Source organism: Roseovarius sp. MBR-79 (assembly GCF_053628555.1).
On sequence record NZ_JBRJGP010000011.1, the window covers coordinates 108,419 to 133,548 of the forward strand.

The window sequence follows — 25,130 nt, forward strand, 5'->3', positions numbered from 1 at the left end:
CCGCAGGCCGGGGCCTTTACCCCTCCACATCCCGGCGCACCTTGTCCTCTGCGAAAAGCCGCCGCGTCTCGTCCATCTGGTCAAACGTCTCATCGAGGCGAAAGCGCAGATCGGGGGTGAATTTCAGCCCCGCCTTGCGCCCGATGATGCGGCGCAATTCGGATTTGTTGCGCGCCAGCAGCGTGACCGCGTCCTCCGCCCCCCGCCCGCCAAGCGGCATGACAAAGGCGGTGGCGATCTTGAGATCGGGCGAACAGCGCACTTCGCCCACGGTGATCGACAGGCGGTTCAACTCGGGATCGTGGATATCGCCCCGCATCAGCACCTCCGACAGGGTGCGGCGGATCAGCTCTCCGACGCGCAACTGCCGTTGCGAGGGGCCGGGGCCGTCATGTGTCTGGTGTCGTGCCATGAGGCGCATCTAATCCCTGGAACACGCCATGCCAAGCGGGCAAGGCTCAATCGCCGAGATCGGTGAAAAGATTCTCGCTTTCGACAAAGTCGATCCGGTCCTCGGACACGGTGCCGTCGTTGATGTCGCGCGTCTCGACCCGCCCGTCGCCGAAGCCGAGGATCACAACGTCGCATATATCGAGGAACAGGCCGTTCTCGACCACCCCGGGCATCTGGTTGAGCGCCATGGCAAGCTGATGCGGGTTGCCGATGCGGGCAAGATGCAGGTCGACGATGTAATTTCCCTCATCGGTGATGAAGGGCCGGTCGCCGTTCATGCGCAGCGTGGCGTCGCGGCCCAGCACGTCCATGTTGATCAAGAGTTCCTCGACCAGCGATTTCGTTGTCTGCCAGCCGAATGGGATAATCTCGACCGGGAGCGGAAAGGCGCCGAGTGTCTCGACCTCCTTGCCGATATCGGCGATCACGATCATCTGGTCGCTGGCGGTGGCGACGATCTTTTCCTGCAATAGCGCGCCGCCGCCGCCCTTGATCAGGTTGAGATTGACGTCGAACTCGTCCGCGCCGTCGATCGTCACATCAAGCCATTTCGCCTCGTCGAGGCTGATCACCTCGATGCCGACCTCGCGGGCCAGTTCAGCGGTGCGGGTGGAGGTGGGCACACCCTTGATCCTGAGACCGTCCTCGCGCACCAGCTCGCCCAGACAGCGCACCATCCACGCAGCGGTGGAGCCGGTGCCGAGACCCACGCGCATCCCGTCCTCGATATAATCGACCGAGCGTTTGGCGGCGACGAACTTGGCCTTGTCGATGGGGGACAATTCTCCGGTCATGGGACATCTCCGCGTGGTTTTGCCCGGTCTTATAGGCGCGATGGCCGCGCGGTGCGAGGGGCAATCGCGCTCAGACGGTCATGTGACGCGCGCGCGCGCCCCGCTCGATGGCCGCTGCGTGCAGCCGGTCGATGTTCAACTCGTAGCGCATTTCCTCGAGCAGGCGCAATTCGCGGTCGTTGAGCGTGCCGTCGGCGGCCGCCACGTCGCAGGCCAGCGCATAGGCCGTCTCATAGAGGCGTTCGGGCAGGTTGGCACGGATCAGCCCGAAAAGCGCGTCAAGCCCGTCCTCGACCGCGAAGAGGTCAAACACGGTCTGCGACATGACCCGCAGCCGGTCGAGATCGTAATTGGCAAAAACCGGCAGGTTGTTGATCTGGCTCTCGATCTTGACAAGCTCGGCGGTGCGCATGTCCTCGTCCGAGGCCGAGACGGCAATCATCACCGCCACGAGGCAATCCTCGGGGCTGAGCGGATGGGGGACGGGATCGGACATGGGATGCCTTTCAGGGGTGATGTTGCGGCGCAGAATATTGACTGTCCCGCCTCCCGGCAATAGGTAGCGCGAAGCCGCGCGGTCCTGTCCCCGCACGGAAAATCTGGAGTTTGAGCAATGTCCGATCTGCGCGACGCCGCAATGCAATCAAAAGCCTGGCCTTTTGAAGAAGCGCGCCGGGTGCTCAAACGCTATGAGAAGGCCCCGCCGGAGAAGGGCCATGTGCTCTTCGAGACGGGCTATGGCCCCTCTGGCCTGCCGCATATCGGCACGTTCGGCGAGGTGCTGCGCACCACGATGATCCGCCGTGCCTTCGAGGTGATCAGCGATATTCCGACGCGGATGATCTGTTTTTCCGACGATCTTGACGGGATGCGCAAGGTGCCGGGGAACGTGCCCAATCAGGGCGCGCTGCGCGAACACCTGCAAAAGCCGCTGACAAGCGTGCCCGACCCGTTCGGCACCCATGACAGCTTTGGCGCGCACAACAACGCCATGCTGCGGCGGTTTCTCGATACGTTCGGCTTCGAGTATGAGTTCATTTCCGCCACCGAGTTCTACCGCTCGGGGCAGTTCGACGAGGTGCTGCGCCGCGCCGCCGAACGCTATGACGCGATCATGGCGATCATGCTGAAATCCCTGCGCGAGGAGCGCCAGCAGACCTATTCGATCTTCCTGCCGATCCACCCCGAGACGGGCCGCGTCCTTTACGTGCCGATGAAGCATGTCGATGGTGCGAAGGGCGAGATCACCTTTGACGACGAGACGGGGCGCGAATGGACGCTTCCCGTCACCGGCGGGAACGTCAAACTGCAATGGAAGCCGGATTTCGGGGCGCGCTGGGCCGCGCTCGGCGTCGATTTCGAGATGTATGGCAAGGACCATTCCACCAACACGCCCATTTATGACGGCATCTGCCGGGCGCTTGGGGAACGCGCGCCGGAGCATTTCACCTATGAGCTGTTTCTCGACGAGACCGGGCAGAAGATTTCCAAGTCGAGCGGGAATGGGATCAGCATCGACGAATGGCTGCGCTATGCCGCGACGGAATCCCTGAGCTATTTCATGTATCAAAAGCCCAAGACGGCCAAGCGGCTCTATTTCGACGTGATCCCCAAGGCGCTGGACGAATACCACCAGCAACTGCGCGCCTATGCCGGGCAGGACATCACGCAGCGCCTCAACAACCCGGTGCATCACATCCACAACGGCGACGTGCCCGAGAGCCGTATGGTCGTGCCCTTCTCGATGCTTTTGAACCTCGCGTCGGTCTCTGCCGCGCAGGACAAGGCCACGCTCTGGGGCTTCATCCGCCGTTATGCGCCCGACGCCAGCCCCGAGACGCATCCCGATCTTGACGCGGCGGCGGGCGGTGCGGTGCGCTATTACGAGGACTTCGTGGCACCGCACAAGGTTTATCGCGCGCCCACCGATCTGGAGCGCGAGGCGCTCGTCGATCTGCGCGACCGGCTGGCTGCGCATGAGGGCGCGCGCGACGACGAGACGCTGCAAGGCATCGTCTACGACGTCGGACGCGACCGGTTCGAGCCGCTGCGCGACTGGTTCACGGCGCTTTACGAGGTGTTGCTGGGGGCCTCGCAGGGGCCACGGTTCGGCGGGTTCATCGCCCTTTACGGCGTGGAAGAGACCGTGGCGCTCATTGACCGGGCGCTGGCGGGCGAGATGGCTTGACGCGGATCATTGCGCGCGCGCCGGGGGCTTGGTAGCCTCCGGTGCAAAAGAGCATGAGGCCCGCGATGCAGTATCCCCTTGTCACCCTGATGGCCGCCCTTGGCCTTGCCGCCTGCGTTCAGGCGGTGTCGATGCCCGAGCCTGCGGAGGGCGCGGCGCTCTTTGCCGCGAACTGCGCGCAATGCCACGGCGCGGGCGGCCGGGGCGACGGGCCATGGGCCAAGGGGATGGTCCCTCCGCCTTCTGACCTGACGCGGCTTGGCAACGGGGCGTTCCCGCGCGCGCGGGTCCTCTCGGTGATCGACGGCTATGACCGCACCGGCCTGCCGGGGCAGGAGATGCCGGAATTCGGCCTGCTCTTGCGCGGGGATACGGTGCCGGTGGATGTGGGCGACGGGGTGCTCACGCCGACGCCGCGCCCGCTGGCCGCGCTTCTGGCCTATCTGGAGAGCATTCAGGAGGGGTAGGGCGCCGACCGCTGCGGCCAGCGCCCCTTTGCCTCAGAGGCTTGCGTCGAGTGCGGCGAGGATCGCGTCGCCCATCTCGACAGTGGAGACCGGCGTGCCGCCGTCCGGCCCCATCAGATCACCGGTGCGCACGCCGTCTGCCAGCACCTTTTCCACAGCCGCTTCCACGCGCGCGGCCTCGTCGCCCAGATCGAAGGAATAGCGCAGCGCCATGGCAAAGCTGAGGATGCAGGCAATGGGGTTGGCTTTGCCTTGCCCTGCGATGTCGGGGGCGGAGCCATGCACCGGCTCGTAAAGCGCCTTGGGCCGGCCATTGGCCATCGGTGCCCCGAGCGAGGCCGAGGGCAGCATCCCCAGAGAGCCCGTCAGCATCGCCGCAAGGTCCGACAGCAGATCGCCAAAGAGGTTGTCGGTCACGATCACGTCGAATTGTTTGGGCCAGCGGGTCAGCTGCATCGCGCCCGCGTCGGCATACATGTGGCTGAGCTCCACATCGGGATACTCGGCCTGATGCACCTCGGTCACCACCTCGCGCCAGAGCACGCCGGATTCCATCACATTGGCCTTCTCCATCGAACAGACCTTGTTCGAGCGTTTGCGCGCCAACTCGAAGGCCGAGCGCGCGACGCGGGCGATCTCGGATTCGGTATAGCGTTGCGTGTTGATGCCGACGCGCTCGTTGCCCTCGCGGATCACGCCGCGCGGCTCTCCGAAGTAGACGCCGCTCGTCAGTTCGCGCACGATCATGATGTCGAGACCGGCCACCACGTCGCGCTTGAGCGAGGAGAAATCGGCGAGCGCATCAAAGCATTGCGCAGGCCGCAGGTTGGCATAGAGGTCCATTTCCTTGCGCAGGCGCAGAAGGCCGCGCTCGGGCTTCACGCTGAAATCGAGGCTGTCATATTGCGGCCCGCCAACGGCCCCGAGCAGCACCGCGTCCACCTCTTGCGCGCGGGCCATGGTGTCGTCGTGCAGCGGCGTGCCGTGCTTGTCATAGGCACAACCGCCGACCAGATCCTCGCTCACGTCGAAGGCGATGCCGCGTTTGGCGCCGAACCAGTCGATGATGCGGCGCACCTCGGCCATGACTTCGGGGCCGATTCCGTCACCGGGCAGGATGAGAAGCGAGGGGTTGGGCATGGGGTCTGTCCTCTTGGGTGTTTGATTGTCCGATGGCCTATCCCCCGCGCGCGGCGGGGTCAAGAATGGGTGCGCTCAGTCGATCGTGAGGTCCACCCAGACAAGGCGGTGCGGGCCGGTCAGATCGTCCTCGGGCGTGAGGTGCAGGCCCGCATCGGTGACGGTGAGACCCGCAGAGGGCAAGAGATAACTCACGCGCAAGGGTCCGGTCTGCGGCCATCGGGCTGTCGCGAGGTCCGGCAACGGGTCCTGCACACGCGGATCACGCAGAAGCGCGCGGATCGCCTCGTGCCGTCCCTCGCCGCGCGCGGGGTCAAGATTGGCCACGCCCGCGATCACGAAAGGCGCTTCCGGCGCGGGACCGAACCGGCCGTCGAGGATGTGCTGCCAGAGACGGATTTCGTCGGCATTGCGCCGCCCGTTGCGGTCCTCCGGCCCGTCAAAGACCGGCGGCGCGGCGTGAAAGGCAAGGATCGTCAGCCGCCCCTCGGGCAGCGTGACCGACACTTCCCAATGCCCGACCGACGAGAGCCTCTGCACGGCTTGCGTCTCCTCAGACGGGAAAGGCCGCCCATCCACCTCCGGCAAGAGCGCGCCGGGAAGGTCGCGCCAGAGAAGCGCGCTCCAGTCGCGCGCGGCCCCCGTGTCGATGGGGTGGCGCGACAGAAGCGCCATGCCTCCCTGACCGGAAAACGCGCCATAGCCCTGGGCATCCCCGGGACCCCCGCGCCGCCCGTCGCCATCCATGTCAAGCCCGGTGGGCCAGCCGCTGTTGGGCCGCGGCGCAAAGACATGGGGATAGACCGGCCCCGCCCGCGCAATCCGGTCGCGCAGGGCGGTGAGCGCCATCAGATCGCGGTCATGGTCCACGCCTTGCAGCAGCAGGATATCCGGCGCGACCTTGGCCAGAATATCCGCGAGCGCGGCCATGCGCGGGTCCGCGTCGCTCCGGATGTCGCGCAGCAGAAGGCCGGGGCCGGGCCGGGCAAGGGCCACGTTCCACGTGGCCACCCGGACGCTTCCGGCGTGCAGCGGCGCAGAGATCAGCACAAGGATCAGCAGCCAAAGCGCGCTCAGACGCCTTGCGTGGTGCCCGGCCCCTTCGCGGTATAGGTGCGTTTGCGTTTGTCTTCGATCATGGCCGCGATCCGGCTCATGGCGATGCCGCGCATCAGCAGGCTTGCGGGAAGAAAGGCCCATGCCGTTGTTGTCCAGATCAGGGTGTGCGGATCGGTTATGGTTACCGGGTCGAGAATCGAGGACGCCAGCGTAACCATGGCAGGTATGATGAAAGGCAGCAAGAAACCCAGAACCATGTTGAGGCCCGCATCCCGCCCGATCCGGTGCACCACGTCACCGCCCCCCGTGGGATCGAAGAGCGGCATGTTCACCCAGACATTGAAGCCGCTCCCGCGGTTTGGCCAGCCGTGAAACCGCACCAGCGTCAGGAAAATCAGGACCATCACCAGAGAGGCCATGTAGGAGACGCCCGCAGCGCGCCGCACCTGTGCGAAGAGGGCCGGGTCGGCGTCAGGCGGCAACATCACGACCATCAGGCCGACCGGCGAATACGGGAAATCCACTGCCGCCCCAAGGCCGTCCGCGAGGCTTGTCAGCAGGATCGTCGCCTTGGTCGGGGCCACCTCTCCGCGGATGATGAGCGACAGCGTTATGAGGATCGCAGCGAGCGTTAAGAACCTGAGCCGGTTGTAGGGCGGGGCGAAGCGGAACTCGACGATCGACGGGTAGCGGGAATTATACTCGATGAAGGTCAGAACCGAGGCCAGGACAGCGAATATCATGACCATCTGCGCCGTGTCAGACTTGGTGAATGGCAACAGGAGCGCGGGCACCATCACCAGCACGGCGACAAGGATCGCACGAGAAATTGCTGCCGGGGTTTGCGCGCCCACTGCCCGTTCCTTCTGATACCGGTCGGGTGCGATGCGGTGCCGCCCCCTTGTCCCGTCATGATCCCGCCAATTATGGCGGTCTGCCTCAATCCTGCCCAATTTTTGCCCTCTTTCACCTCACAACGCAATAACCCGGTAAGGAGAACGCAAGATATCGGGCAATTTCATGGCGTAGTTGGTGCAGCAATGCATCAACCTTCGGGTAAAACCCCGGCATAACCTCATGAAATAGCGTATTTTGTGGCTGTCGCGCGGTGTGCCACAAGAGCGGAGGGCGCAGGCCGCGCCCTCCGGTTGACATTACACCCAGGGCCGCGCTTGTGCCGCCTGTGTCTCGAACGCCTCGATCGCGGCGGCCTTCTCCAGCGTCAGGCCGATGTCGTCGAGCCCTTCGAGCAGGCAGTGCTTCTTGAACGCGTCCACCCCGAAGGAAAACACCTCGCCGTCGGAGGTCGAGACGGTCTGCGCCTCCAGATCGACCTCGATGCGCGCATTGGCACCCTTCTCGGCCTCGCGCATCAGCATATCGACCTGGGTCTGCGGCAGGGCAATCGGCAGGATGCCGTTCTTGAAGCAGTTGTTGTAGAAGATATCGGCGAAGGACGGCGCGATGATGCAGCGAATGCCGAAATCGAGGATCGCCCAGGGCGCGTGCTCGCGGCTCGACCCGCAGCCGAAATTATCGCCCGCAACAAGGATCTGCGCGTCGCGATATTGCGGCCTGTTGAGCACGAAATCGGGGATTTCCTGGCCGTCATCGTCATAGCGCATCTCGTCAAAGAGATTGACCCCCAACCCCGAGCGCTTGATCGTCTTGAGGAACTGCTTGGGGATGATCATGTCGGTATCGACATTGATCAAGGGCAGGGGTGCTGCGATGCCGCTGAGTTTGGTGAATTTTTCCATTACATCATCTCCCGAACATCGGTCAATTTGCCGGTCACCGCCGCCGCCGCCGCCATGGCCGGCGACATCAGATGTGTGCGCCCGCCGCGGCCCTGGCGGCCCTCGAAATTGCGGTTCGATGTGGCCGCGCAGCGCTCGCCGGGCGAAAGTTGATCGGGGTTCATCGCCAGGCACATGGAGCACCCCGCAAGCCGCCATTCAAAGCCGGCCTCGATGAAGATATCCGCCAGCCCCTCTTCCTCGGCCTGCGCGCGCACAAGGCCCGAGCCGGGCACGACCATCGCCCGTTTCACGGCGATCTTCTTGCCCTTGAGGATTTCGGCGGCGGCGCGCAGATCCTCGATCCGGCCATTGGTGCAGGAGCCGATAAAGACCGTGTCGATCTCGACCTCCGAGAGTTTCTGGCCGGGCTTGAGGCCCATGTAGTCCAGCGACCGGCGCGCCGCCTCGACCTTGCCGCCCTTGAAATCCGAAGGATCAGGCACGCTGGCAGTGATCGGCAGCACGTCCTCGGGGCTGGTGCCCCAGGTCACGACGGGGGCAATGTCCTCGGCCCGCAGCGTCACAACCTTGTCCCAATGCGCGTCATCGTCGGAATAGAGCGTCTTCCACCAGGTGAGCGCCGCCTCCCACTGCGCGCCCTTGGGCGCGTGGGGCCGGCCCTTGCAGTATTCAAACGTCTTTTCATCCGGCGCGATCAGCCCTGCGCGCGCGCCGCCCTCGATCGCCATGTTGCAGACCGTCATGCGGCCCTCCATGCTCAGATCCCGAATGGCCTCGCCGCAATATTCGATGACATGGCCGGTGCCGCCCGCCGTGCCGGTCGCGCCGATCACCGAAAGCGTGATATCCTTGGCGGTCACGCCGGGGCGCAGCTTGCCGGTGATCTCGACCTTCATATTCTTGGCGCGGCGCTGAATGAGCGTCTGCGTGGCCAGCACATGCTCGACCTCAGATGTGCCGATGCCATGCGCGAGCGCGCCGAAGGCCCCATGCGTCGCCGTATGACTATCGCCGCAGACCACGGTCATGCCGGGCAGGGTCCAGCCCTGTTCGGGGCCGACAATATGCACGATCCCCTGTCGCACATCCGACACGGGGTAATAATGAATCCCGAAATCGCGCGCGTTGGTGTCCAGTGCCTCGACCTGGATGCGGCTGTCCTCGGTCATGGTGGCGGCATTGGCGCGGTCAAGCGTGGTGGGCACGTTGTGATCGGGCACGGCAATGGTCTTGTCGGGGGCATGGACCTTGCGGCCTGCCATCCGCAGCCCTTCAAAGGCTTGCGGGCTTGTCACCTCGTGCACAAGGTGGCGGTCGATATAGAGAAGGCAGGTGCCGTCCTCGGCCTCGTGGGCCACGTGGGCATCCCAGATCTTGTCATAGAGTGTCTTGGGGGACATGCGTCCTCTCCCGTTGCTGAATGGCTGCGGTCGGATGGGTGAACGGCGCGCGCCCTCAGAGACGCGCGCGCACGGAGCGTTGCGCCCCGAAGAACCGCCATGGCAGGCGCGCGCGATCATCCATGTCGAAAACCCGTGTCATCCCTTGCAAATACCGCGCGGGCGTGGCGCTCGCAAGGGGCTTGGCGGCGGCTCCCCGCGCCCGTTTTCTTCTGGCCCGAAATATCCCGGGGGAGTCGCCGCTTGCGGCGACGGGGGCAGCGCCCCCGATTCCCTCAGGCCGCCTCGTGTCGCAGGATCGCCGCCTCCGAGCCGTTCAGGCACCGCCGCGCGTGCCCGCCGTAAAGGTGCGGCTCCGCCTCCAGATTGGGGTTGAGCGCCAGAAGCCGCGTGCGGTCCGCCTCGGTCAGGGTCGAGAGCGCGGCACTTGCAGGGTGAAAGCTTTCGGTCTCGACGCCGTTGGCCCAGATCACCTGATGGCTGGGCAGCAGAAGGTGAATATAGGTCACCTCGCGCGAGCCGAGATCGACAGTGATCGTGTCGTTGTTGATCAGGTCGCGCGCCATCACCAGAACTTCGGGCGTGTTGAAGAGCGCGCGCGCCACGTCGCCGCGCACCAGCACCCGGTGTTCGGGGCTGACCAGAAGCGTGGCATCTGGCCGGTCAAGGCCAAGCGCCCCGGCGTTGAGCCGGATGGGCCGCAGGCGCGGCATGGCGAAAAGCCGCGCGCCGGTCATGCGGCGGCTGCCGATCCAGTGGATTTCCTGCGCACCGCTGTCGCGGGTCTGCACCCGGTCGCCTTCGCGTAATTCCTCGATGAGGCGCGGCCCCTCGGGCGTCTCGATCCGCGTGCCGGGGGTAAAGCAGATCACGCCGCCGCTTGCCGGGCTGGTGGCCGTGCCGCGCAGCGCATCAAGGCTGTGATGGACCACCCACATCTCGGTTTCGCGGGGCGGGATGTCGTCGAGAAACATCAGGAGCGGCGGCGCGCCGGGTCCCGTCTCGATCACCGTGACGGTATAGCTGCGCAACCCGTCGGTGACGACGAAGCCCGCATCCATGAGCGGCTCGTCCACCTCGATACGATCCAGATCCCGCCGGTCGCTGAGCGCCGCGCCCACCAGCCGCCTGACCATTTTTGCCGCGCGCTTGCGCTGCGCGGCATCCCCCTCCGCCATGTCCAGCCGCAAGAGATCCGGAGGGCCGTCCACGCGCACCACCTCTCCCCGCCAGGACCAGGTGATCCCGACAGACAGTGCCTCGGGCGGTGCTGCGCCCTGACCATCCAGTTCCGTTTGCGACCAGGAGATGACGAACGTGCCACGAAAGCCCGTTCCCATGCTCTGATGCCTGCCTCAGTTCTTTTTTTATTACCCGAACGCTAGCAAAACCGATTCGGTCTGCAAAGCCCTGAACGGGAAATTATTTCAAAAACGCAGTCTGAATTGCAAAGATCCCACAACCTGCCCCTCGCGCTGCTCCTCGAATTCCTCGCTGAGCCAGGTCAGGCCGTAGAAGATCGACGCGCCATTGCGTGCCTCCCAATGAAGGCCGCCGCGCACGCGCGCGCGGTAATCCTCGGCGGTCACGGTCGCGCTGCCGGGAAAGAATTCGCTATCCTCGACCCAGGCGATATCGGCCCCGAGGATGAAGGCCGCGCCCGGCACATCCTGACGCACGGCGCGGTAGCGCTGGCCGGTCACCGGTTCGCGCACCAGCAATTCGCCGCTCGTGAGACTGCCAAAGCTGAGATCGGCACCGGCCCGCACCAGCGTTTCCACGCCGACGCGGGCCTCGGCGAAGGGGCGCAGGCGCGCCCCGCCAAGATCAAAGCTGCGGCCCGCTTCGAGCACGGCCGTGGGATACACGCCGTCATCGACCTGGCCACGCTTTGCTGTGCCGCTGATCTCGTCGCCGCCGACGAAATCATGCAGCCAGTCCTGAAAATCGTCGAGGCCCGTTTGCGGGCCGACCACGACCAGATCCGCGCCGATCGCATATTCCATCTGTGCGTGTGTGAGGTGGGTATGCAGCCCGAGGCTGAGCGCGCCGGCAAAGGGGCGGTCCACCGGCGCGGGGGACGAGAGATCGTCGGGCGCGATGATCTCGCCGTTGAAGCGCAGTTCGAGCAATTCGCCAAAGCGGGACGGGGCCTGCCCTTCCCATCCGGGCGCATAGATGCGGCTCGACGCGACCGATCCGGTGCGCCAGCGATCATCGCCATCGCCGATGAGATCATTGGTGAAGATGAGGCCATAACCGATGCGCGACCGGCCCTCGGCCCCGGCCATACCGGCAAGGGCCACACTCATGCCCAGGGCAAAAGCAAAAAGACGCGTCATCGCGCGCTCCTTTCTTGTGCCCCCCCGGGCAAGTTTTCAATAACAGGAGCATGGGGTGATTTGCCAGCAAAACCTTGGTGGTTTCGGGGCATTCTTCTCAGAGCGCGCGCATCCAGAATTGCAGGGCGTGCGGGGTCTCGGTAGTCTGCCCTACCTCTTTCCAGCGGAACCGCGCGATGGCACCCGGCACGGGCGCATAGCCCCGCGCGCGCCAGAACGGATCGAGCGGGCGATAGCCGTCGGGGCGCGCGGGATGGTCAGGCGGACGGATCACCCCGCAAAAGGCTGCGTGGCTGCGGCCCATGGCGCGGGCGTGGCCCTCGCGCAGGTCGAAGAAGCGATGGCCGATGCCGCGACCGCGATAGCCGGGCAAAAGCACGCTCTCGGCGCAGTAGAAAATATGATCGAGCGGCACGCCGCAGTCTGCCATCGCCGCGCCGAAATCGGCGGCGTGATCCTCCATCGGGGTGCCGGTGGCGGCCCCGACCAGCCGCGCGCCGTCGAACGCGCCCACGAGGATTGCGTCGGGGCTGTCGCGGTAGACCTGAAGATAGCGCTCTTCATAGGCCGCATCGCCGTCATAAAGATAGGGAAAGGCGCGGAACACCTCGATGCGCAGACGCGCCACATCGGGCAGGGCGGCGGCAAGCGCGGGTCCGGTCAGCCGCTCGACCCGGATCATGCCGAGACCTGGGCCATCCAGTCCGCGAGGTTGTAATAGGTCACGACCCGCGTGATGCGCCCGTCCTTCACTGAGAAGAACGACCCGGCAGGCAGCCGATAGCTCTGACCGTTGGCCTCCGGCAGGCCCTCGTCGGTCTTGAGATAGGTGCCGTTGACGATGTATTCGGCCGCCGCGCGGGTGCCGCCCTCGGCCTCGAAAATCACCATGTCGGTCAGCGTCTCGCGGTAGCAGAGGCTCATATGCTCGCAAAAGGCGCGGAACGCGTCCTTGCCGATCCGCACCTGCCCCTCATTGACATGGTGGTGCACATCGTTGCTCAGGCAGGCAAGCATCCCGGCCGTGTCGCCCCGGTTGAAGGCGTCGAAATAGGTGCGAATGGTGTCGGTCATGTTTCCTCCACAGGTGGGCCCCAACGGGCGGTCAGGTGGCCGATGATCTGGTCGCGGGTCTGGCGATACGCATCGAGCCGCGCCTCGCGCGTCTGCGCAAGGCCGGTGGGGTCCATGATCGGCCAGTAAACGACATCGAGGTGATAGAACCGCGTCAGTTCGAGCGCGCGGCGCTGGCTTGCAGGGCTGAGCGAAACGATGAGATCGAAGGACGAAAGGTCATCACCCCACTCCTCCATCTCGTCAAAACTGCGCGTGCGGTGGCGGTCAAGCTCGACCCCGATCTCGCGGCAGACGGCGATGGAAAAGCCGTCGATCTCCATGTCACTCTTGACGCCCGCCGACTGAACATAGGTATCGGTGCCGTAGAATTTCTTCATGATGCCCTCGGCCATGGGCGAGCGCACCGCGTTGTGATCGCAGCAAAAGAGCACCGATTGCGGCAGCGGCTCCGGCATGTGCTCAGCCCCCGAAATGCAGCACGCAAATGAGGGTAAAGAGACGGCGCGCGGTGTCGGTATCGACCTCGGCCTTGCCTTCGAGGCGTTCCTCGAGGACGCGCGCGCCTTCGTTATGGATGCCGCGCCGCGCCATGTCGATGGTCTCGATCTGGCTGGGCGGCATGTTCTTGACCGCGTCGAAATAGCTTTCGCAGATCGCCCAGTAATCCTTGACCACCTGCCGGAAGGGCGACAGCGAGAGGTGAAATTCGGCCGCCGGTTCATCGTTCTCGGTGCGGATGTCGAACACAAGGCGCTTTTCGCGGATCGCAAGGCCCACGCGATAGGGACCGGTCGGCACCTCACGCCCGTCGCGGGCGGGCAGGGCAAAGCTGTTGTGCTCGATCAGGTCATACATCGCCACCTTGCGTTCCTGCTCGATCTCGGGCGTGGGCGGCGGCAGGTTGGCGTCGTCAAGTTCGATATGGCAGATGCGGCTCATGGGCAGATTTATCCGGGCTGTTTGCGCCTGTCCCTAGCCCAGCCGCGCGCTGCGGGCAATCGGGCGAGGTGAAATGCGCAGAGGCGTCACCCTTGTGCCACGCCCTGCCTCGCGATCGTCCTGTCAATGACGCAATTTTTGTCCGATGAGGCATATTGTTGCCTTGATCGAATGGCATATTGTCCTCAGATCGAGGATAATGAGCAAAGCGTTTGTAACGCACACGCGGTAATCAGGACCAACCATGCTGGAGTTTGAAAATGTCAGCAAGTCCTTCTGGACCGGCAGCCAGCACAAGGTGATCCTTGAGGACGTGTCGTTTCGCGTCGAGCTTGGGCGCAGCCTCGGTATCCTCGCGCCAAACGGCACCGGCAAGACCACCCTCATCAACATGATGGCCGGGCTGGAAAAGCCCGACGAGGGCGTGATCCGGCGCTCTTGCCGGATTTCCTTTCCGCTGGGGTTCATGGGCGGTGTCGTGACGCGCCTCACGGCCAAGGAAAACGCGCGCTATATCGCACGGCTCTACGGGCTTGACCCGGATTATATCGAATCCTACTGCCGCTGGCTCTGCGGGTTGGGCGAGTATTTCGACCAGCCGCTTGGCACCTATTCTTCGGGGATGCGCGCGCGGTTCAGCTTTGCCTTGATGCTGGCGCTTGATTTCGACATGTATCTGATCGACGAGGGGATGCCTGGATCGACCGATGTGGAGTTCAACCGCAAGGCTGGCGAGATCCTGCGCGAGCGGCTTGAGACCACGACGATCATCATTGTGTCGCACGACCCGAGGGTCCTTGAGAAATTCGCAAGCTCGGCGGCTGTGTTGACGGCCGGTAAACTCTATATGTTCGATACCTTGGAAGAGGCGAAAGAGCTTTATGACTACGAAACCCAAGGTTAGCAAATTCCGCATAAGACGCAGCCCGGTTCAGGGCAGCGCCGCGATCGAGGCCGAGGCACCGCAGGCCAAGGTTGCACGCGACGGACAAATCGACGCCGTGCGCGCCGCCGCGCCCGGCACGGACATAGACGAGATCCGCCGCGAGGGGCTGACCGGACGAGACTTGCGCATGGCCCGGCGCGTGGCGCAGAAGCACGGGCTGGCCCCCACCTCGGATTTCGACGCGGTGCGGCTTTTGCGGGCGCGCGGGATCGACCCGTTCCAACGGTCCGGTATGCTGGAGCTTGTGGCGGGTGGCGGTGCCGACAGAAGAGCCAAGGACGAGACGCATATCCAGTTGCCGCAGACAGTGCCCGTGCCGCGCAACACCCTGCCCGCGCGGGATGTGAACCCCGCCGACCGGCGCGCATCCGAGATCGTTGCCATCCAGCGCGATATTTCCCGCCGTCGCCGCCGCAAGCTGGTGCTGCTGTTCTCGCGGCTGATGGCCTTCGTGATCGTGCCCACCTTCCTTGCCGGGTATTATTTCAGCACCATGGCGACGCCGATGTATGCCTCCAACTCGGCCTTTCTGATCCTGTCGGCCGATGGTGGCGGCGGGGGCGGACGGGGTGGTCTCGGGGGCCTTATCCCCAGCCAGTTCGCCACCGGGCAGGACGCCATCGCAACGCAGGAATATCTTGAATCCAAGGATGCCATGCTGCGCCTCGACGAAGAGCGGGGCTTTCGCGCGCATTTCTCGGACCCTGCGATCGATCCGATCCAGCGGCTCGACCCGGAGGCCAGCAACGAGGCTGTCTACAAGCTTTATCGCCGCCATGTGAAGATCGGTTATGACCCCACCGAGGGGGTCATGCGCATGGAGGTGATCGCCGCGGATCCCGAGACCAGCCTGCAATTCAACCAGCGACTCATCGCTTATGCCGAGGAGCGGGTCGACGAGCTTAGCCGGGACAAGCGCAACGACGCGGTCAAGATCGCCGCCGAGAGCCTCGAGAACGCCAAGGCCGAGCGGCGCGCGGCGCAAGAGCGCCTCGTGGCGTTGCAGGAGGGCACGATCCTCGATCCCGAGGGCGAGATCGCGGGCATCCGCAGCCTCATCAATTCGGTCGAGTTGCAGTTGCAGGAAAAGGAACTGACGCTCAACATCCAGATGAACAACGCGCGCCCCAATGCCGCGCGCGTCGAGGCGCTGCAATCGGAAATCACCGTGCTGCGCGCCGAGCTTGAGCGGCAGAAGCGGCGGTTGACCGAGGCCAGTCTGGGCGACAGCTCGCTTGCCTCGAAGACAGCCGCGATCCAGATGGCTCAGGCCGATCTGGCAACCGCCGACATGGTGCTGCAATCGGCGCTGGAATCCATGCGCATGTCAGAGACCGAGGCCAACAAGCAGGTCCGCTACCTGACGGTGAGCGCGCGGCCCATCCTGCCCGAAGAGGCGAGCTATCCCAAGGTGTTCGAAAACACCGTTCTGGCCTTTCTGATCTTTTCTGGTATCTACCTGCTCGTGTCCCTGACCGCCTCCATCCTCAGAGAACAGGTAACCTCTTGACCATGCACGAGATCGACATTTCGGGCCTCCGCGTCGGCAACGCGCTCCCGCTCACCCTCATCGCCGGACCCTGCCAGCTTGAGTCGGCGGATCACGCCCAGATGATCGCGGGCACCTTGCAAGAGGCCTGTGCCGCCCATGGTGCGGGGCTTGTTTTCAAGGGCTCGTTCGACAAGGCGAACCGCACCTCGCTCTCGGGCAAGCGCGGGCTTGGGCTCGACGAGGGGCTGAAGGTGCTGCAATCGGTCAAGGATGCGCTTGGGGTTCCGGTGCTGACCGACATTCACACCGCCGATCAATGCGCGCCGGTGGCCGAGGTGGCCGATGTGCTGCAAATCCCCGCCTTTCTCTGCCGCCAGACCGATCTTCTGATCGCGGCGGGCGAGACGGGGGCTGTGATCAACGTCAAGAAGGGGCAGTTTCTTGCCCCTTGGGACATGCCCAATGTCATCTCCAAGATCGAATCGACCGGCAACACCCGTATCCTGTTGACCGAGCGCGGCACCTCCTTTGGCTACAATACTCTGGTTGCCGACATGCGCTCGCTGCCGCAGATGGCCGCGACCGGCTATCCGGTGGTGATGGACGCCACCCATTCGGTGCAGCAGCCCGGCGGGCGCGGCGGCAGCAGCGGCGGGCAGCGCGAATTCGCCCCTGTGATGGCGCGCGCCGCCGTGGCGCTTGGCGTGGCCTGCGTGTTCATCGAGACGCATGAAGACCCCGATAATGCCCCCTCGGACGGGCCGAACATGATCCCGCTGTCGCAGATGCCCGCGTTGATCGACACGCTGATGCAGTTTGACCGTCTGGCCAAGGCCCATCCGATCATTCTCTGACCCGAAAGATTTTTTATGACCAAACCGCTTTCGACCGTCATCCCCAACACCTGGGAATTCCTGCGTGACGCGATGATCGAGCCGACGGGGTTCCGCGAATACGATGCGCGCTGGAAATATCCCGATGCGATCAACCTGCCGGGGATCACCGCGCTTGGCCTCGGCCTTGGCACGCAGATCCATGCGCGTGGGATCGCGCCGGTGATCGCGGTCGGCAATGATTACCGCGACTATTCGCTCAGCATCAAGAATGCCCTCATCCTCGGGCTGATGCAGGCGGGGATCCAGGTCAAGGATATCGGCCCCGCGCTGTCGCCGATGGCCTATTTCGCACAGTTTCACCTTGATGTGCCCGCCGTGGCGATGGTCACGGCCTCGCACAATCCCAATGGCTGGACCGGGGTCAAGATGGGGTTCGAGCGTCCGCTGACGCATGGCCCTGACGAGATGGCCGAGTTGAAGGGCATCGTGCTCGAGGGGCGCGGCGTGGCGCGCGCGGGCGGATCGTATGAGTTTGTCCCCGGCGTGCGAGAGGCCTATCTCGATGACCTCGTGGGCGATTTCCGCATGACGCGCAAGCTGCGCGTGGTCTGCGCCACCGGCAACGGCACCGCCTCTGCCTTTGCGCCCGATCTCTTCGAGCGCATCGGCGTCGAGGTGATCCCCTCGCATAACCGGCTTGACTACACCTTCCCGCATTACAACCCCAACCCCGAAGCCATGGAAATGCTGCACGACATGGCCGCGACCGTGCGCGCCACGGGGGCGGATTTCGCGCTTGGCTTTGACGGTGACGGCGACCGCTGCGGCGTCGTGGATGACGAGGGCGAGGAGATTTTCGCCGACAAGGTGGGCGTCATCATGGCGCGCGACCTCTCGAAGATTTACCCCAATGCGACCTTTGTGGCGGATGTGAAATCCACCGGGCTTTTCGCCTCCGACCCCGAGTTGCAGAAAAACGGCGCGAGGGCCGACTACTGGAAAACCGGCCACAGCCACATGAAGCGCCGCGTCAAGGAATTGGGCGCGCTGGCGGGGTTCGAGAAATCGGGGCATTACTTCCTCGCCCATCCCATCGGGCGCGGCTATGATTGCGGGCTGCGCGTGGCGGTGGAGCTTTGCAAGCTGATGGACCGCAACCCCGCTATGTCGATGTCCGACCTGCGCCGCGCGCTGCCGCAGACCTGGGGCACGCCGACGATGTCGCCCTACTGTGCGGATACCGAGAAATATCAGGTGCTGGAGCGGATCGTGGCGCGGCTGGTGGCCAAGAGGGACGCGGGCGAGCCTCTCGCCGGGCGCGCCATCAAGGAGGTGGTGACGGTCAACGGTGCCCGCGTCATTCTCGACAACGGGTCATGGGGCCTTGTGCGGGCGTCGTCGAACACGCCCAATCTTGTGGTGGTCTGCGAAAGCAGCGCAAGCGAGGCCGAAATGCGCGCCATCTTCGCCGATCTCGACGCGGTCATCCGCACCGAGCCGGGCGTGGGCGATTACGACCAGACGATCTGAGCGAGAGGTGACCGAGGCGGTATTTTGGCCTGAAGCGGACATTCGAGATGATGTGCCGAGCCGCGCGAGTGCCCGACCGCCGGGTGGGCGCTGCAACGGTTGTGGAAGGCGCTTTATGGCGCAAAATACTTGAACGATTGTGACGATTGCACCGTTGCATAAGCGCCCGCCCGAGGGGGCGGTCGGGCGCTCGCGCGGCGGCGTGCAAGCACGCCTTGTCCCACGCGGGGGCAAGACGGCAACGGCAGCGACAGGCCAAATACGCCCTTTGGCGCCCGCTCAACCGTTCTTGCGCAATATCCCCCCCGCGAGGTAGAGCGAGCCGCAGATCAGGATGCGCGCGCGCGGGCTATGCGCCGCAATCTGCCGCACGGCGGCAAGGGCGCTTTCGGCGGTCTGCGCCTCCAACGCGACAGCGCGGGCGGCTTGGGCCGTCGCTTCGGCGGGCAGGGTTGCGGCCTCGCCGGGGATGGAGACGGCGGTGAGGCTCAGGGCCTGTGCCGCCAGCGGTGCGAGATAGCCTGCGATATCCTTGGTGTTGAGCATCCCGCAGACAAGATGGGTGGGCCGGGGCGGCAGGCTGGCCAGAAGCTGCGCCAGTGCCAGACCGGCGGCGGGGTTGTGGCCCCCGTCCAGCCAGATTTCAGCCTCGGGGGCGGCCTCGGGGATCGGACCCCGGAGCAGGCGCTGCATCCGCGCGGGCCAATGGGCGCGCGTGACCGCGCCCTCAAGCGCCGCCTCGCCGCACCCGAGCGCCCGCAGCGCGGCAATGGCGGCCCCGGCATTGTCCACCTGATGCGCGCCGGGCAGGTTCGGAAGCGGCAGATCGCAAAGCCCGCTCTCGTCCTGAAAGACCAGCCGCCCGCGTTCCTGCCAGACATGCCAGTGCTGGCCTTGCGCGATGAGCGGCGCACCAAGCCGCGCGGCCTCTGCCTCGATCACGGCCATCGCCGCGTCTTCTTGCGGGCCGACAACGCAGGGAACGCCGCGCTTGATGATCCCGGCCTTTTCGCCTGCGATTTTCGCCAGCGTATCGCCAAGATAGCCCTCATGGTCCATCGACACCGGCGTGATGATCGTGAGCGCGGGGCGCGCGATCACGTTGGTCGCGTCAAGCCGCCCGCCAAGCCCGACCTCGAGCAGGGTATAATCGGCGGGCACGCGCGCCATCGCCAGAAGGGCCGCGCAGGTGGTGATCTCGAAATAGGTGATGGGCGCGCCGCCATTGGCGGCATAGCATTCGTCAAGCAGCGCGGTCAGGTGATCCTCGGCAATGAGCGCGCCCGCCAGCCGGATACGCTCGTGAAAGCGGGCCAGATGCGGCGAGGTATAGGCGTGCACGCGCGCGCCCCCGGCCTCCAGCCCCGCGCGGATCATCGCCTGCGTGCTTCCCTTGCCATTGGTGCCCGCGATATGGATCACGGGGGGCAAGGCGTCCTGCGGATTGCCGAGCACATGCAGAAGCCGCCAGACCCGGTCAAGCGTGAGGTCGATGATCTTGGGGTGCAGCGCCATCATTCGCGCAAGGATGACGTCCGATCCGGGCGCGGTCATTTCCCGGGCGCGTCCCGCGTTGCGCCCGCGTCGGGCGCGGGCAGGTCGCCCTTGACCGCAGGCGGCAGGCCCATGAGCATCCGTGTGATGGTGACAAGTTCCTCGCGCAGCGCCGTCCGCGGCGTCACCCGGTCAAGCATCCCGTGCTCCAGAAGGTATTCGGCGCGCTGAAACCCCTCGGGCAGCTTCTCGCGGATGGTCTGTTCGATCACGCGCGGTCCGGCAAAGCAGATGAGCGCGCCGGGTTCGGCAATCTGAACGTCGCCCAGCATCGCGTAGGACGCGGTGACGCCGCCGGTGGTGGGATGGGTGAGCACCACGATATAGGGCAGCCCTGCCTCGCGCAGCATCTGCACCGCGACGGTGGTGCGCGGCATCTGCATCAGGCTCAGGATCCCCTCCTGCATCCGCGCGCCGCCGGCGGCCGAAAACAGGATCAGCGGGCGCTTGAGCCGCACGGCAGTCTCGGCGGCAGCGATGATCGCATTGCCCACATACATGCCCATCGAGCCGGCCATGAAGCTGAAATCCTGCGCCGCGGCGACGATGGGTGTGCGCCCCATCTCGCCAGTGGCGACAAGCATCGCCTCTTTCTCGCCGGTTTCCTTCTGTGCGGCGCGCAGCCGGTCGGGATATTTCTTCTGGTCGCGGAAATGCAGCGGATCGGGGGTGGGCGCGGGCACCTCGATTTCCGAGAACACGCCCCCGTCGAACAGCGCCTCGAACCGCACGCGGGGCGAGATCGCCATATGGTGACCGCATTGGGTGCAGACGTTGAGATTGCCCGACAACTCCCGGTGAAACAGCATCGTGCCGCAATCGTCGCATTTGGACCAGAGGTTTTCGGGAATCTCGCGGCGCGAGAAGATCGAGTTGATGCGCGGGCGCACGTAGTTGGTGATCCAGTTCATCGCGGGCCGGTCCCTGTCGCTTGGTCGTTGGGTGTCACTTAAGCGGGGCGCGCTGCAAATGCAATCAGCCGCGCAGGGCAAGCCGTATCGCCAGCCAGCCGCAAAACAGGATCAGCAGATCGGCGGGCATCATCGCCATGAGCGCCGCGCTGTCGCTCAACTCGAACGGATAGGCATAGAGCGCCAGCCCGTCGAATTGCCCCGTGGGCGCAGCAAAAAGGATCGCCGCGAAATTGTTGAGGAAATGCAGCGCCGTGGCTGGGCCGAGCGTGCCGAAGCGCGCGGTCAGATCGGCGGCGGCAAGGCCGAAAAGCGTGGCCCATCCCGCCACCGCCCAGGCCATGTCGTCATGGGTGGCAAAATCCAGATGCAGCATGCCGAAGCCGAGCGAGGGCAGGCCCATCCAGACCAGCGGCGAGGAAAAGCGCGCGGCCAACTGGCTCTGGAGATAGCCGCGAAACAGCACCTCCTCGGCGAGGACCTGGATGAAAAGCGCGCCAAGTGCCAGCGGAAGGAATGCAAGCCATGTGCCGGTGGCGAGGTTGCGCACCGGGGCAAAGGTATCCGGCAGCGGCAGAATCAACAGCACCGCATAGAGCAGTGCCACCGCGACCGATGCGCGTTTGAATTGCGACAGGGCGCGCGGCAGAGGGCCGATCATGGTGAGAAACCCGCGCCTGTGCACCGCCCGAACGCTCACCGTGAGCGCGGCGATGAGCAGCGCGAAGGTCAGAAGGTTGATGAGCACCCCCGCGGGCGTCGTCGCCGCGGCGATCCCCGGCGCGACCGCGGCCCAGCCTTCGGGGCCGAACAGCACCGGCAAGACCTGGGAATAGCCGAGGCTGAGCGCGAGAAACACCGCCACGGTCATCAGGCTGCCCGCCGCGAGGCGGCGCAGCGAGGCCGTCGCGCGGGCCGGGGCAACAAGGGTCTCATGGGCGGCATATCGCATGGCCGCGACGCTAGCTGCCTGTGCCCGCGCATGCAATCGGCTTGCCCCGCGCGGCCCACTGTCCTAGACCGATTTCAACATTTTACGGGAGGCCCCTCATGACCAGGATCGACAAAGCCAGACTGCCCAGCCGTTACGTCACCGAAGGCCCGGAGCGTGCCCCGCACCGGTCCTATTACTATGCCATGGGCATGACCGAGGAAGAGATCCATCAGCCACTTGTCGGTGTTGCGACCTGCTGGAACGAGGCGGCACCCTGCAACATCGCGCTCAACCGTCAGGCGCAGGCGGTCAAGATGGGCGTCAAGGAAGCGCATGGCACCCCGCGCGAGTTCACCACCATCACCGTGACAGACGGCATTGCCATGGGGCATGAGGGAATGCGCTCGTCGCTGGCCAGCCGCGAGGCGATTGCCGACTCGGTGGAACTGACGATGCGCGGGCATTGCTATGACGCGCTTGTCGGGCTGGCGGGCTGTGACAAGTCCCTGCCGGGGATGATGATGGCGATGGTGCGTTTGAACGTGCCGTCGGTCTTTATCTATGGCGGCTCGATCCTGCCGGGCAAGGCGCCGCAGATCGCCGAGATCCCCGAGGAATTCCGCGCCCGTGACCTGACCGTGCAGGACATGTTCGAGGCCGTGGGCTGGAACCAGAACGGGACCATGTCCGACAAGGCGCTCGATGCGCTGGAGCGCGTGGCCTGTCCCTCTGCGGGGGCCTGCGGCGGGCAGTTCACCGCCAATACCATGGCCTGTGTCTCCGAGGCGATTGGTCTGGCGCTGATGAACTCGTCGGGCATGCCCGCCCCTTACGAGAGCCGCGACCAGTTTGCCGAGGCCTCTGGCCATGCGGTCATGAACCTTCTGGAGAAGAACATCCGCGCCCGCGACGTGGTCACGCTCAAAAGCCTTCAGAACGCCGCGCGCGTCGTGGCCTGCACCGGCGGCTCCACCAATGCCGGGCTGCACCTGCCGGCGATTGCCCATGAGGCGGGGATCGATTTCTTCCTCGAGGATGTCTGCGATATTTTCCGCGAGACGCCCTATTTCGTCGATCTCAAGCCGGGCGGGGCCTATGTCGCCAAGGATCTCTACGACGCGGGCGGCATCCCGGTGGTGATGAAGGAATTGCGCAAGGCGGGTCTTATCCACGAGGACTGCATGACCGCGAGCGGCCGCGCCATCGGCGAGGAACTGGACCGCATCGAGCGCGAGGCCGATGGCAAGGTCATCTATCCCATCGAGACGCCGATCACCAGGACCGGCGGTGTCGTCGGCCTCAAGGGCAACCTTGCGCCCGACGGGGCCATCGTCAAGGTGGCGGGCATCGCGCCCGAGCATCAGGTCTTTACCGGCCCCGCCCGTGTGTTCGAATGCGAAGAGGATGCGTTCGAGGCGGTGAAGGCGCGGCAATACGCGGAGGGCGAGGTCATCGTCATCCGCAATGAAGGCCCCGCAGGCGGCCCCGGCATGCGCGAGATGCTGTCGACCACGGCGGCGCTGTCGGGGCAGGGCATGGGCAAGAAGGTCGCGCTGATCACCGACGGGCGGTTCTCGGGGGCGACGCGCGGTTTCTGCGTCGGCCATGTCGGGCCCGAAGCGGCGCAGGGCGGGCCGATCGCGCTCATTCGGTCCGGCGATATCATCACCATCGACGCGGTGAACGGCACGCTGTCGGTGGATCTCAGCGACGCGGAACTGGCCACGCGCCGCGAGGCGTGGGCGGGTCCGCGTGAGACGCTCTATGCTGCGGGCGCCTTGTGGAAATACGCGCAGCTTGTCGGCCCGACCTACAAGGGCGCGGTCACCCATCCGGGGGCCAAGGCCGAGCGGCATGTCTATATGGACCTCTGAGGTCAGGGCGGCGCTGGCACTTTTGCTGCTGGCAGGGTGCCTTGCCCCCATCGAGGAGGGTCCGAAACCGGCGATCCGGCAGGTGGCGCTTGATGGCGGGGCGGTCATCCTGAGCGCGCCACGCGGGTATTGCGTGGACCCGGACAGTATGCGGCGCTCGTCGGGGCGCGTGGCGCTTGTCGCGTCCTGCGAGCGTCTGACAGGCGCGCCGGGTATCGCCGTGGCCCCGGCGGTGATGACGGTTTCGGTCGTGCCGCAAGGGGATGCGCCCGCGCCGTCGCCCGAAGGGCTTGCCCGCGCCGTGGCCCCCGCGCGCACCAGCGTCGGCGGCACGGAGGCGGGGCTGGCCTATGTGCAGGTGATGAGCGGAGGCGAGGCGGTGCTGCCGGGGGGCGATCCGCGTCATTGGCGGGGCGCACGCAGGGTGGCGGGGCATCTGGCGGGGCTGGCCGTCTATGCGCCCGAAGGCAGTCCGCTTGCAGGCCCCGACGGGCGCCGCTTGCTGCGGGAACTGGCCGGGGGCCTGCGCGCGGGCACGGGTGCGCCTGTCAATCGCGCGGGCGGAGCACCCACCGGATTGTTTCCCGTTTCGAATTAATGCTATGGCAAGGCAGGTGATGGTAACGTGCCGGTCTCCGCGCGCGCGGATCTGGCCAAGGATGCGCTCTGCATGAAACTACTCGATCTGGCCCTGCATCGCCGGATGATGCGCAACTGGCGCAAGGCGGCGCTCAATGCCCCGGCGATGAAGCTGAGCGAGTTGCGGCACTTGCGTGCGCAGGGACGCAAACTCAACCATTATCTTGGTGAGGCGCTGGCCGTGGCCGAAAACCGGTTGGCGCTGCCGGTCGTTGGCTCGTCGGCCTTTCCGCGCCCCCATGGCACCGATTGGGCCTGGCGCCCCGAGATCTGGCGGCTGCCGCTTCCCGCACCGGGCATGGCGTCGGTGCCGTCAAAGGCCATGTTCGGGCGCGAGGTGACATTGTTTCACGATTGCGCCCGGTCCGAATTGTCGCTTCGGCAGGTGCGCAACAGCCGCGAGGCCGATCTTGCGCCCTATGGGGTCAGGATGGATGTGTTCGCTTTCGACGGCTCGTTCCTGTCGCTGGTCATCGACTTGCCGCGCGAGGCCACCGAGGGGCTGACCCGGCGGCACCTCATCCGCCTCGATACCATCGTGGAGCTTGAGAAGCCGCTGGAGATCTTTGCGCGGTTGAACGTGCGTCACGGGCCAAACACCGAACAGATCGTCCGCGAATTGCCGCTCAACGAGGAGGAGATCATGGTCGAGTTCGATCTGGCCTATTCCAACATCAACGAAAAGCGGATCGAGCGGGGCTGGATTGATCTGATCTTCGAGAATCCGCAGATGAGCCAGGTGATCCTGCGCGACGTGACCTTGAGCCGCCGCCCGCGCGCGGCACTCTGAGA

At 65.2% G+C, this 25,130-nt stretch carries 26 protein-coding genes; 9 read left to right on the forward strand and 17 right to left on the reverse strand.

The annotated features are described in order from the left end of the window. Positions 1–16: 16 nt before the first annotated feature. The 3 genes from rbfA to ACSSV8_RS12910 all read right to left on the reverse strand — a co-directional run bounded on the left by rbfA (position 17) and on the right by ACSSV8_RS12910 (position 1,743). Positions 17–412, reverse strand: coding sequence for a 30S ribosome-binding factor RbfA (gene rbfA, locus ACSSV8_RS12900; protein ID WP_354537598.1), 396 nt, complete (start codon positions 410–412; stop codon positions 17–19). A 46-nt stretch (positions 413–458) separates the two neighbouring features. After that, positions 459–1,247, reverse strand: coding sequence for a ribose-5-phosphate isomerase RpiA (gene rpiA / locus ACSSV8_RS12905; protein WP_354537597.1), 789 nt, complete (start codon positions 1,245–1,247; stop codon positions 459–461). A 70-nt stretch (positions 1,248–1,317) separates the two neighbouring features. Further along, positions 1,318–1,743 carry a tellurite resistance TerB family protein gene (locus tag ACSSV8_RS12910; RefSeq protein WP_454282710.1) on the reverse strand — a complete coding sequence of 142 codons (426 nt, stop codon included), beginning with the start codon at positions 1,741–1,743 and terminating at the stop codon, positions 1,318–1,320. A 117-nt stretch (positions 1,744–1,860) separates the two neighbouring features. Between ACSSV8_RS12910 and ACSSV8_RS12915 the strand changes: the two genes are divergently transcribed. Then, entirely contained in the window at positions 1,861–3,435 is a 1,575-nt protein-coding gene (locus ACSSV8_RS12915; RefSeq protein WP_454282711.1) for a lysine--tRNA ligase, read from the forward strand. 65 nt (positions 3,436–3,500) lie between these two features. Continuing rightward, complete coding sequence (locus tag ACSSV8_RS12920) at positions 3,501–3,902, forward strand: c-type cytochrome (protein ID WP_454282712.1); 402 nt, start codon at positions 3,501–3,503, stop codon at positions 3,900–3,902. A 33-nt stretch (positions 3,903–3,935) separates the two neighbouring features. On the opposite strand, the gene leuB is transcribed toward ACSSV8_RS12920, so the two are convergent. The 11 genes from leuB to ACSSV8_RS12975 all read right to left on the reverse strand — a co-directional run bounded on the left by leuB (position 3,936) and on the right by ACSSV8_RS12975 (position 13,622). Then, positions 3,936–5,042, reverse strand: coding sequence for a 3-isopropylmalate dehydrogenase (gene leuB, locus ACSSV8_RS12925; RefSeq protein WP_354537593.1), 1,107 nt, complete (start codon positions 5,040–5,042; stop codon positions 3,936–3,938). Between the two features lie 75 nt (positions 5,043–5,117). Next, on the reverse strand, positions 5,118–6,053 hold the full coding sequence (locus ACSSV8_RS12930) for an endonuclease/exonuclease/phosphatase family protein (RefSeq protein WP_454282713.1): 936 nt from the start codon (positions 6,051–6,053) through the stop codon (positions 5,118–5,120). 62 nt (positions 6,054–6,115) lie between these two features. After that, entirely contained in the window at positions 6,116–6,955 is an 840-nt protein-coding gene (locus ACSSV8_RS12935) for a hypothetical protein (protein ID WP_354537591.1), read from the reverse strand. A 300-nt stretch (positions 6,956–7,255) separates the two neighbouring features. After that, positions 7,256–7,861, reverse strand: a complete 606-nt coding sequence (gene leuD / locus ACSSV8_RS12940) for a 3-isopropylmalate dehydratase small subunit (RefSeq protein WP_454282714.1) — start codon at positions 7,859–7,861, stop codon at positions 7,256–7,258. Beyond that, positions 7,861–9,264, reverse strand: coding sequence for a 3-isopropylmalate dehydratase large subunit (gene leuC, locus ACSSV8_RS12945; protein ID WP_354537589.1), 1,404 nt, complete (start codon positions 9,262–9,264; stop codon positions 7,861–7,863). Before leuC ends, leuD begins: the two co-directional genes overlap by 1 nt. 275 nt (positions 9,265–9,539) lie before the next feature. Then, positions 9,540–10,604 carry a Hint domain-containing protein gene (locus ACSSV8_RS12950; RefSeq protein ID WP_354537588.1) on the reverse strand — a complete coding sequence of 355 codons (1,065 nt, stop codon included), beginning with the start codon at positions 10,602–10,604 and terminating at the stop codon, positions 9,540–9,542. A gap of 87 nt (positions 10,605–10,691) precedes the next feature. Next, entirely contained in the window at positions 10,692–11,606 is a 915-nt protein-coding gene (locus ACSSV8_RS12955; RefSeq protein WP_354537587.1) for a lipid A-modifier LpxR family protein, read from the reverse strand. A gap of 97 nt (positions 11,607–11,703) precedes the next feature. Further along, a complete protein-coding gene (locus ACSSV8_RS12960) occupies positions 11,704–12,288 on the reverse strand; it encodes a GNAT family N-acetyltransferase (protein WP_354537586.1) in 585 nt (194 codons plus the stop codon). Next, a complete protein-coding gene (locus ACSSV8_RS12965; RefSeq protein ID WP_454282715.1) occupies positions 12,285–12,680 on the reverse strand; it encodes a ketosteroid isomerase-related protein in 396 nt (131 codons plus the stop codon). The genes ACSSV8_RS12960 and ACSSV8_RS12965 overlap by 4 nt, the downstream gene beginning before the upstream one ends. Beyond that, complete coding sequence (locus ACSSV8_RS12970) at positions 12,677–13,138, reverse strand: arsenate-mycothiol transferase ArsC (RefSeq protein ID WP_354537584.1); 462 nt, start codon at positions 13,136–13,138, stop codon at positions 12,677–12,679. Before ACSSV8_RS12970 ends, ACSSV8_RS12965 begins: the two co-directional genes overlap by 4 nt. Before the next feature lie 4 nt (positions 13,139–13,142). Then, the gene (locus tag ACSSV8_RS12975) at positions 13,143–13,622 is read right to left on the reverse strand and encodes a UPF0262 family protein (protein ID WP_354537583.1); all 480 of its coding nucleotides are present in this window, start codon (positions 13,620–13,622) and stop codon (positions 13,143–13,145) included. A 244-nt stretch (positions 13,623–13,866) separates the two neighbouring features. On the opposite strand from ACSSV8_RS12975, the gene ACSSV8_RS12980 reads away from it, so the two are divergent. The 4 genes from ACSSV8_RS12980 to ACSSV8_RS12995 are packed head-to-tail and all read left to right on the forward strand — an operon-like array spanning position 13,867 to position 18,426. Beyond that, the gene (locus tag ACSSV8_RS12980) at positions 13,867–14,526 is read left to right on the forward strand and encodes an ABC transporter ATP-binding protein (RefSeq protein ID WP_354537582.1); all 660 of its coding nucleotides are present in this window, start codon (positions 13,867–13,869) and stop codon (positions 14,524–14,526) included. Further along, positions 14,504–16,078: a capsule biosynthesis protein gene (locus tag ACSSV8_RS12985; RefSeq protein ID WP_454282716.1), complete on the forward strand. Its 1,575-nt coding sequence runs from the start codon at positions 14,504–14,506 to the stop codon at positions 16,076–16,078. Before ACSSV8_RS12980 ends, ACSSV8_RS12985 begins: the two co-directional genes overlap by 23 nt. Before the next feature lie 2 nt (positions 16,079–16,080). Further along, positions 16,081–16,914, forward strand: coding sequence for a 3-deoxy-8-phosphooctulonate synthase (kdsA, locus tag ACSSV8_RS12990; protein WP_454282733.1), 834 nt, complete (start codon positions 16,081–16,083; stop codon positions 16,912–16,914). A 15-nt stretch (positions 16,915–16,929) separates the two neighbouring features. Continuing rightward, positions 16,930–18,426 carry a phosphomannomutase/phosphoglucomutase gene (locus ACSSV8_RS12995; RefSeq protein ID WP_454282717.1) on the forward strand — a complete coding sequence of 499 codons (1,497 nt, stop codon included), beginning with the start codon at positions 16,930–16,932 and terminating at the stop codon, positions 18,424–18,426. Between the two features lie 279 nt (positions 18,427–18,705). Here ACSSV8_RS12995 and ACSSV8_RS13000 read toward each other — a convergent pair whose 3' ends face one another. The 3 genes from ACSSV8_RS13000 to ACSSV8_RS13010 all read right to left on the reverse strand — a co-directional run bounded on the left by ACSSV8_RS13000 (position 18,706) and on the right by ACSSV8_RS13010 (position 21,843). Then, the gene (locus ACSSV8_RS13000) at positions 18,706–19,980 is read right to left on the reverse strand and encodes a bifunctional folylpolyglutamate synthase/dihydrofolate synthase (protein ID WP_454282718.1); all 1,275 of its coding nucleotides are present in this window, start codon (positions 19,978–19,980) and stop codon (positions 18,706–18,708) included. Further along, positions 19,977–20,891: an acetyl-CoA carboxylase, carboxyltransferase subunit beta gene (accD, locus tag ACSSV8_RS13005; protein ID WP_354537578.1), complete on the reverse strand. Its 915-nt coding sequence runs from the start codon at positions 20,889–20,891 to the stop codon at positions 19,977–19,979. The genes ACSSV8_RS13000 and accD overlap by 4 nt, the downstream gene beginning before the upstream one ends. A gap of 64 nt (positions 20,892–20,955) precedes the next feature. Continuing rightward, the gene (locus ACSSV8_RS13010) at positions 20,956–21,843 is read right to left on the reverse strand and encodes a CPBP family intramembrane glutamic endopeptidase (protein ID WP_354537577.1); all 888 of its coding nucleotides are present in this window, start codon (positions 21,841–21,843) and stop codon (positions 20,956–20,958) included. Between the two features lie 98 nt (positions 21,844–21,941). On the opposite strand from ACSSV8_RS13010, the gene ilvD reads away from it, so the two are divergent. From ilvD to ACSSV8_RS13025, 3 genes are all read left to right on the forward strand, one after another. After that, positions 21,942–23,699 carry a dihydroxy-acid dehydratase gene (ilvD, locus tag ACSSV8_RS13015; protein WP_454282719.1) on the forward strand — a complete coding sequence of 586 codons (1,758 nt, stop codon included), beginning with the start codon at positions 21,942–21,944 and terminating at the stop codon, positions 23,697–23,699. After that, a complete protein-coding gene (locus tag ACSSV8_RS13020; RefSeq protein ID WP_454282720.1) occupies positions 23,680–24,297 on the forward strand; it encodes a hypothetical protein in 618 nt (205 codons plus the stop codon). Before ilvD ends, ACSSV8_RS13020 begins: the two co-directional genes overlap by 20 nt. Positions 24,298–24,369: 72 nt before the next feature. After that, a complete protein-coding gene (locus ACSSV8_RS13025) occupies positions 24,370–25,128 on the forward strand; it encodes a DUF6478 family protein (RefSeq protein ID WP_354537820.1) in 759 nt (252 codons plus the stop codon). The last annotated feature ends 2 nt before the right edge of the window (positions 25,129–25,130 follow it).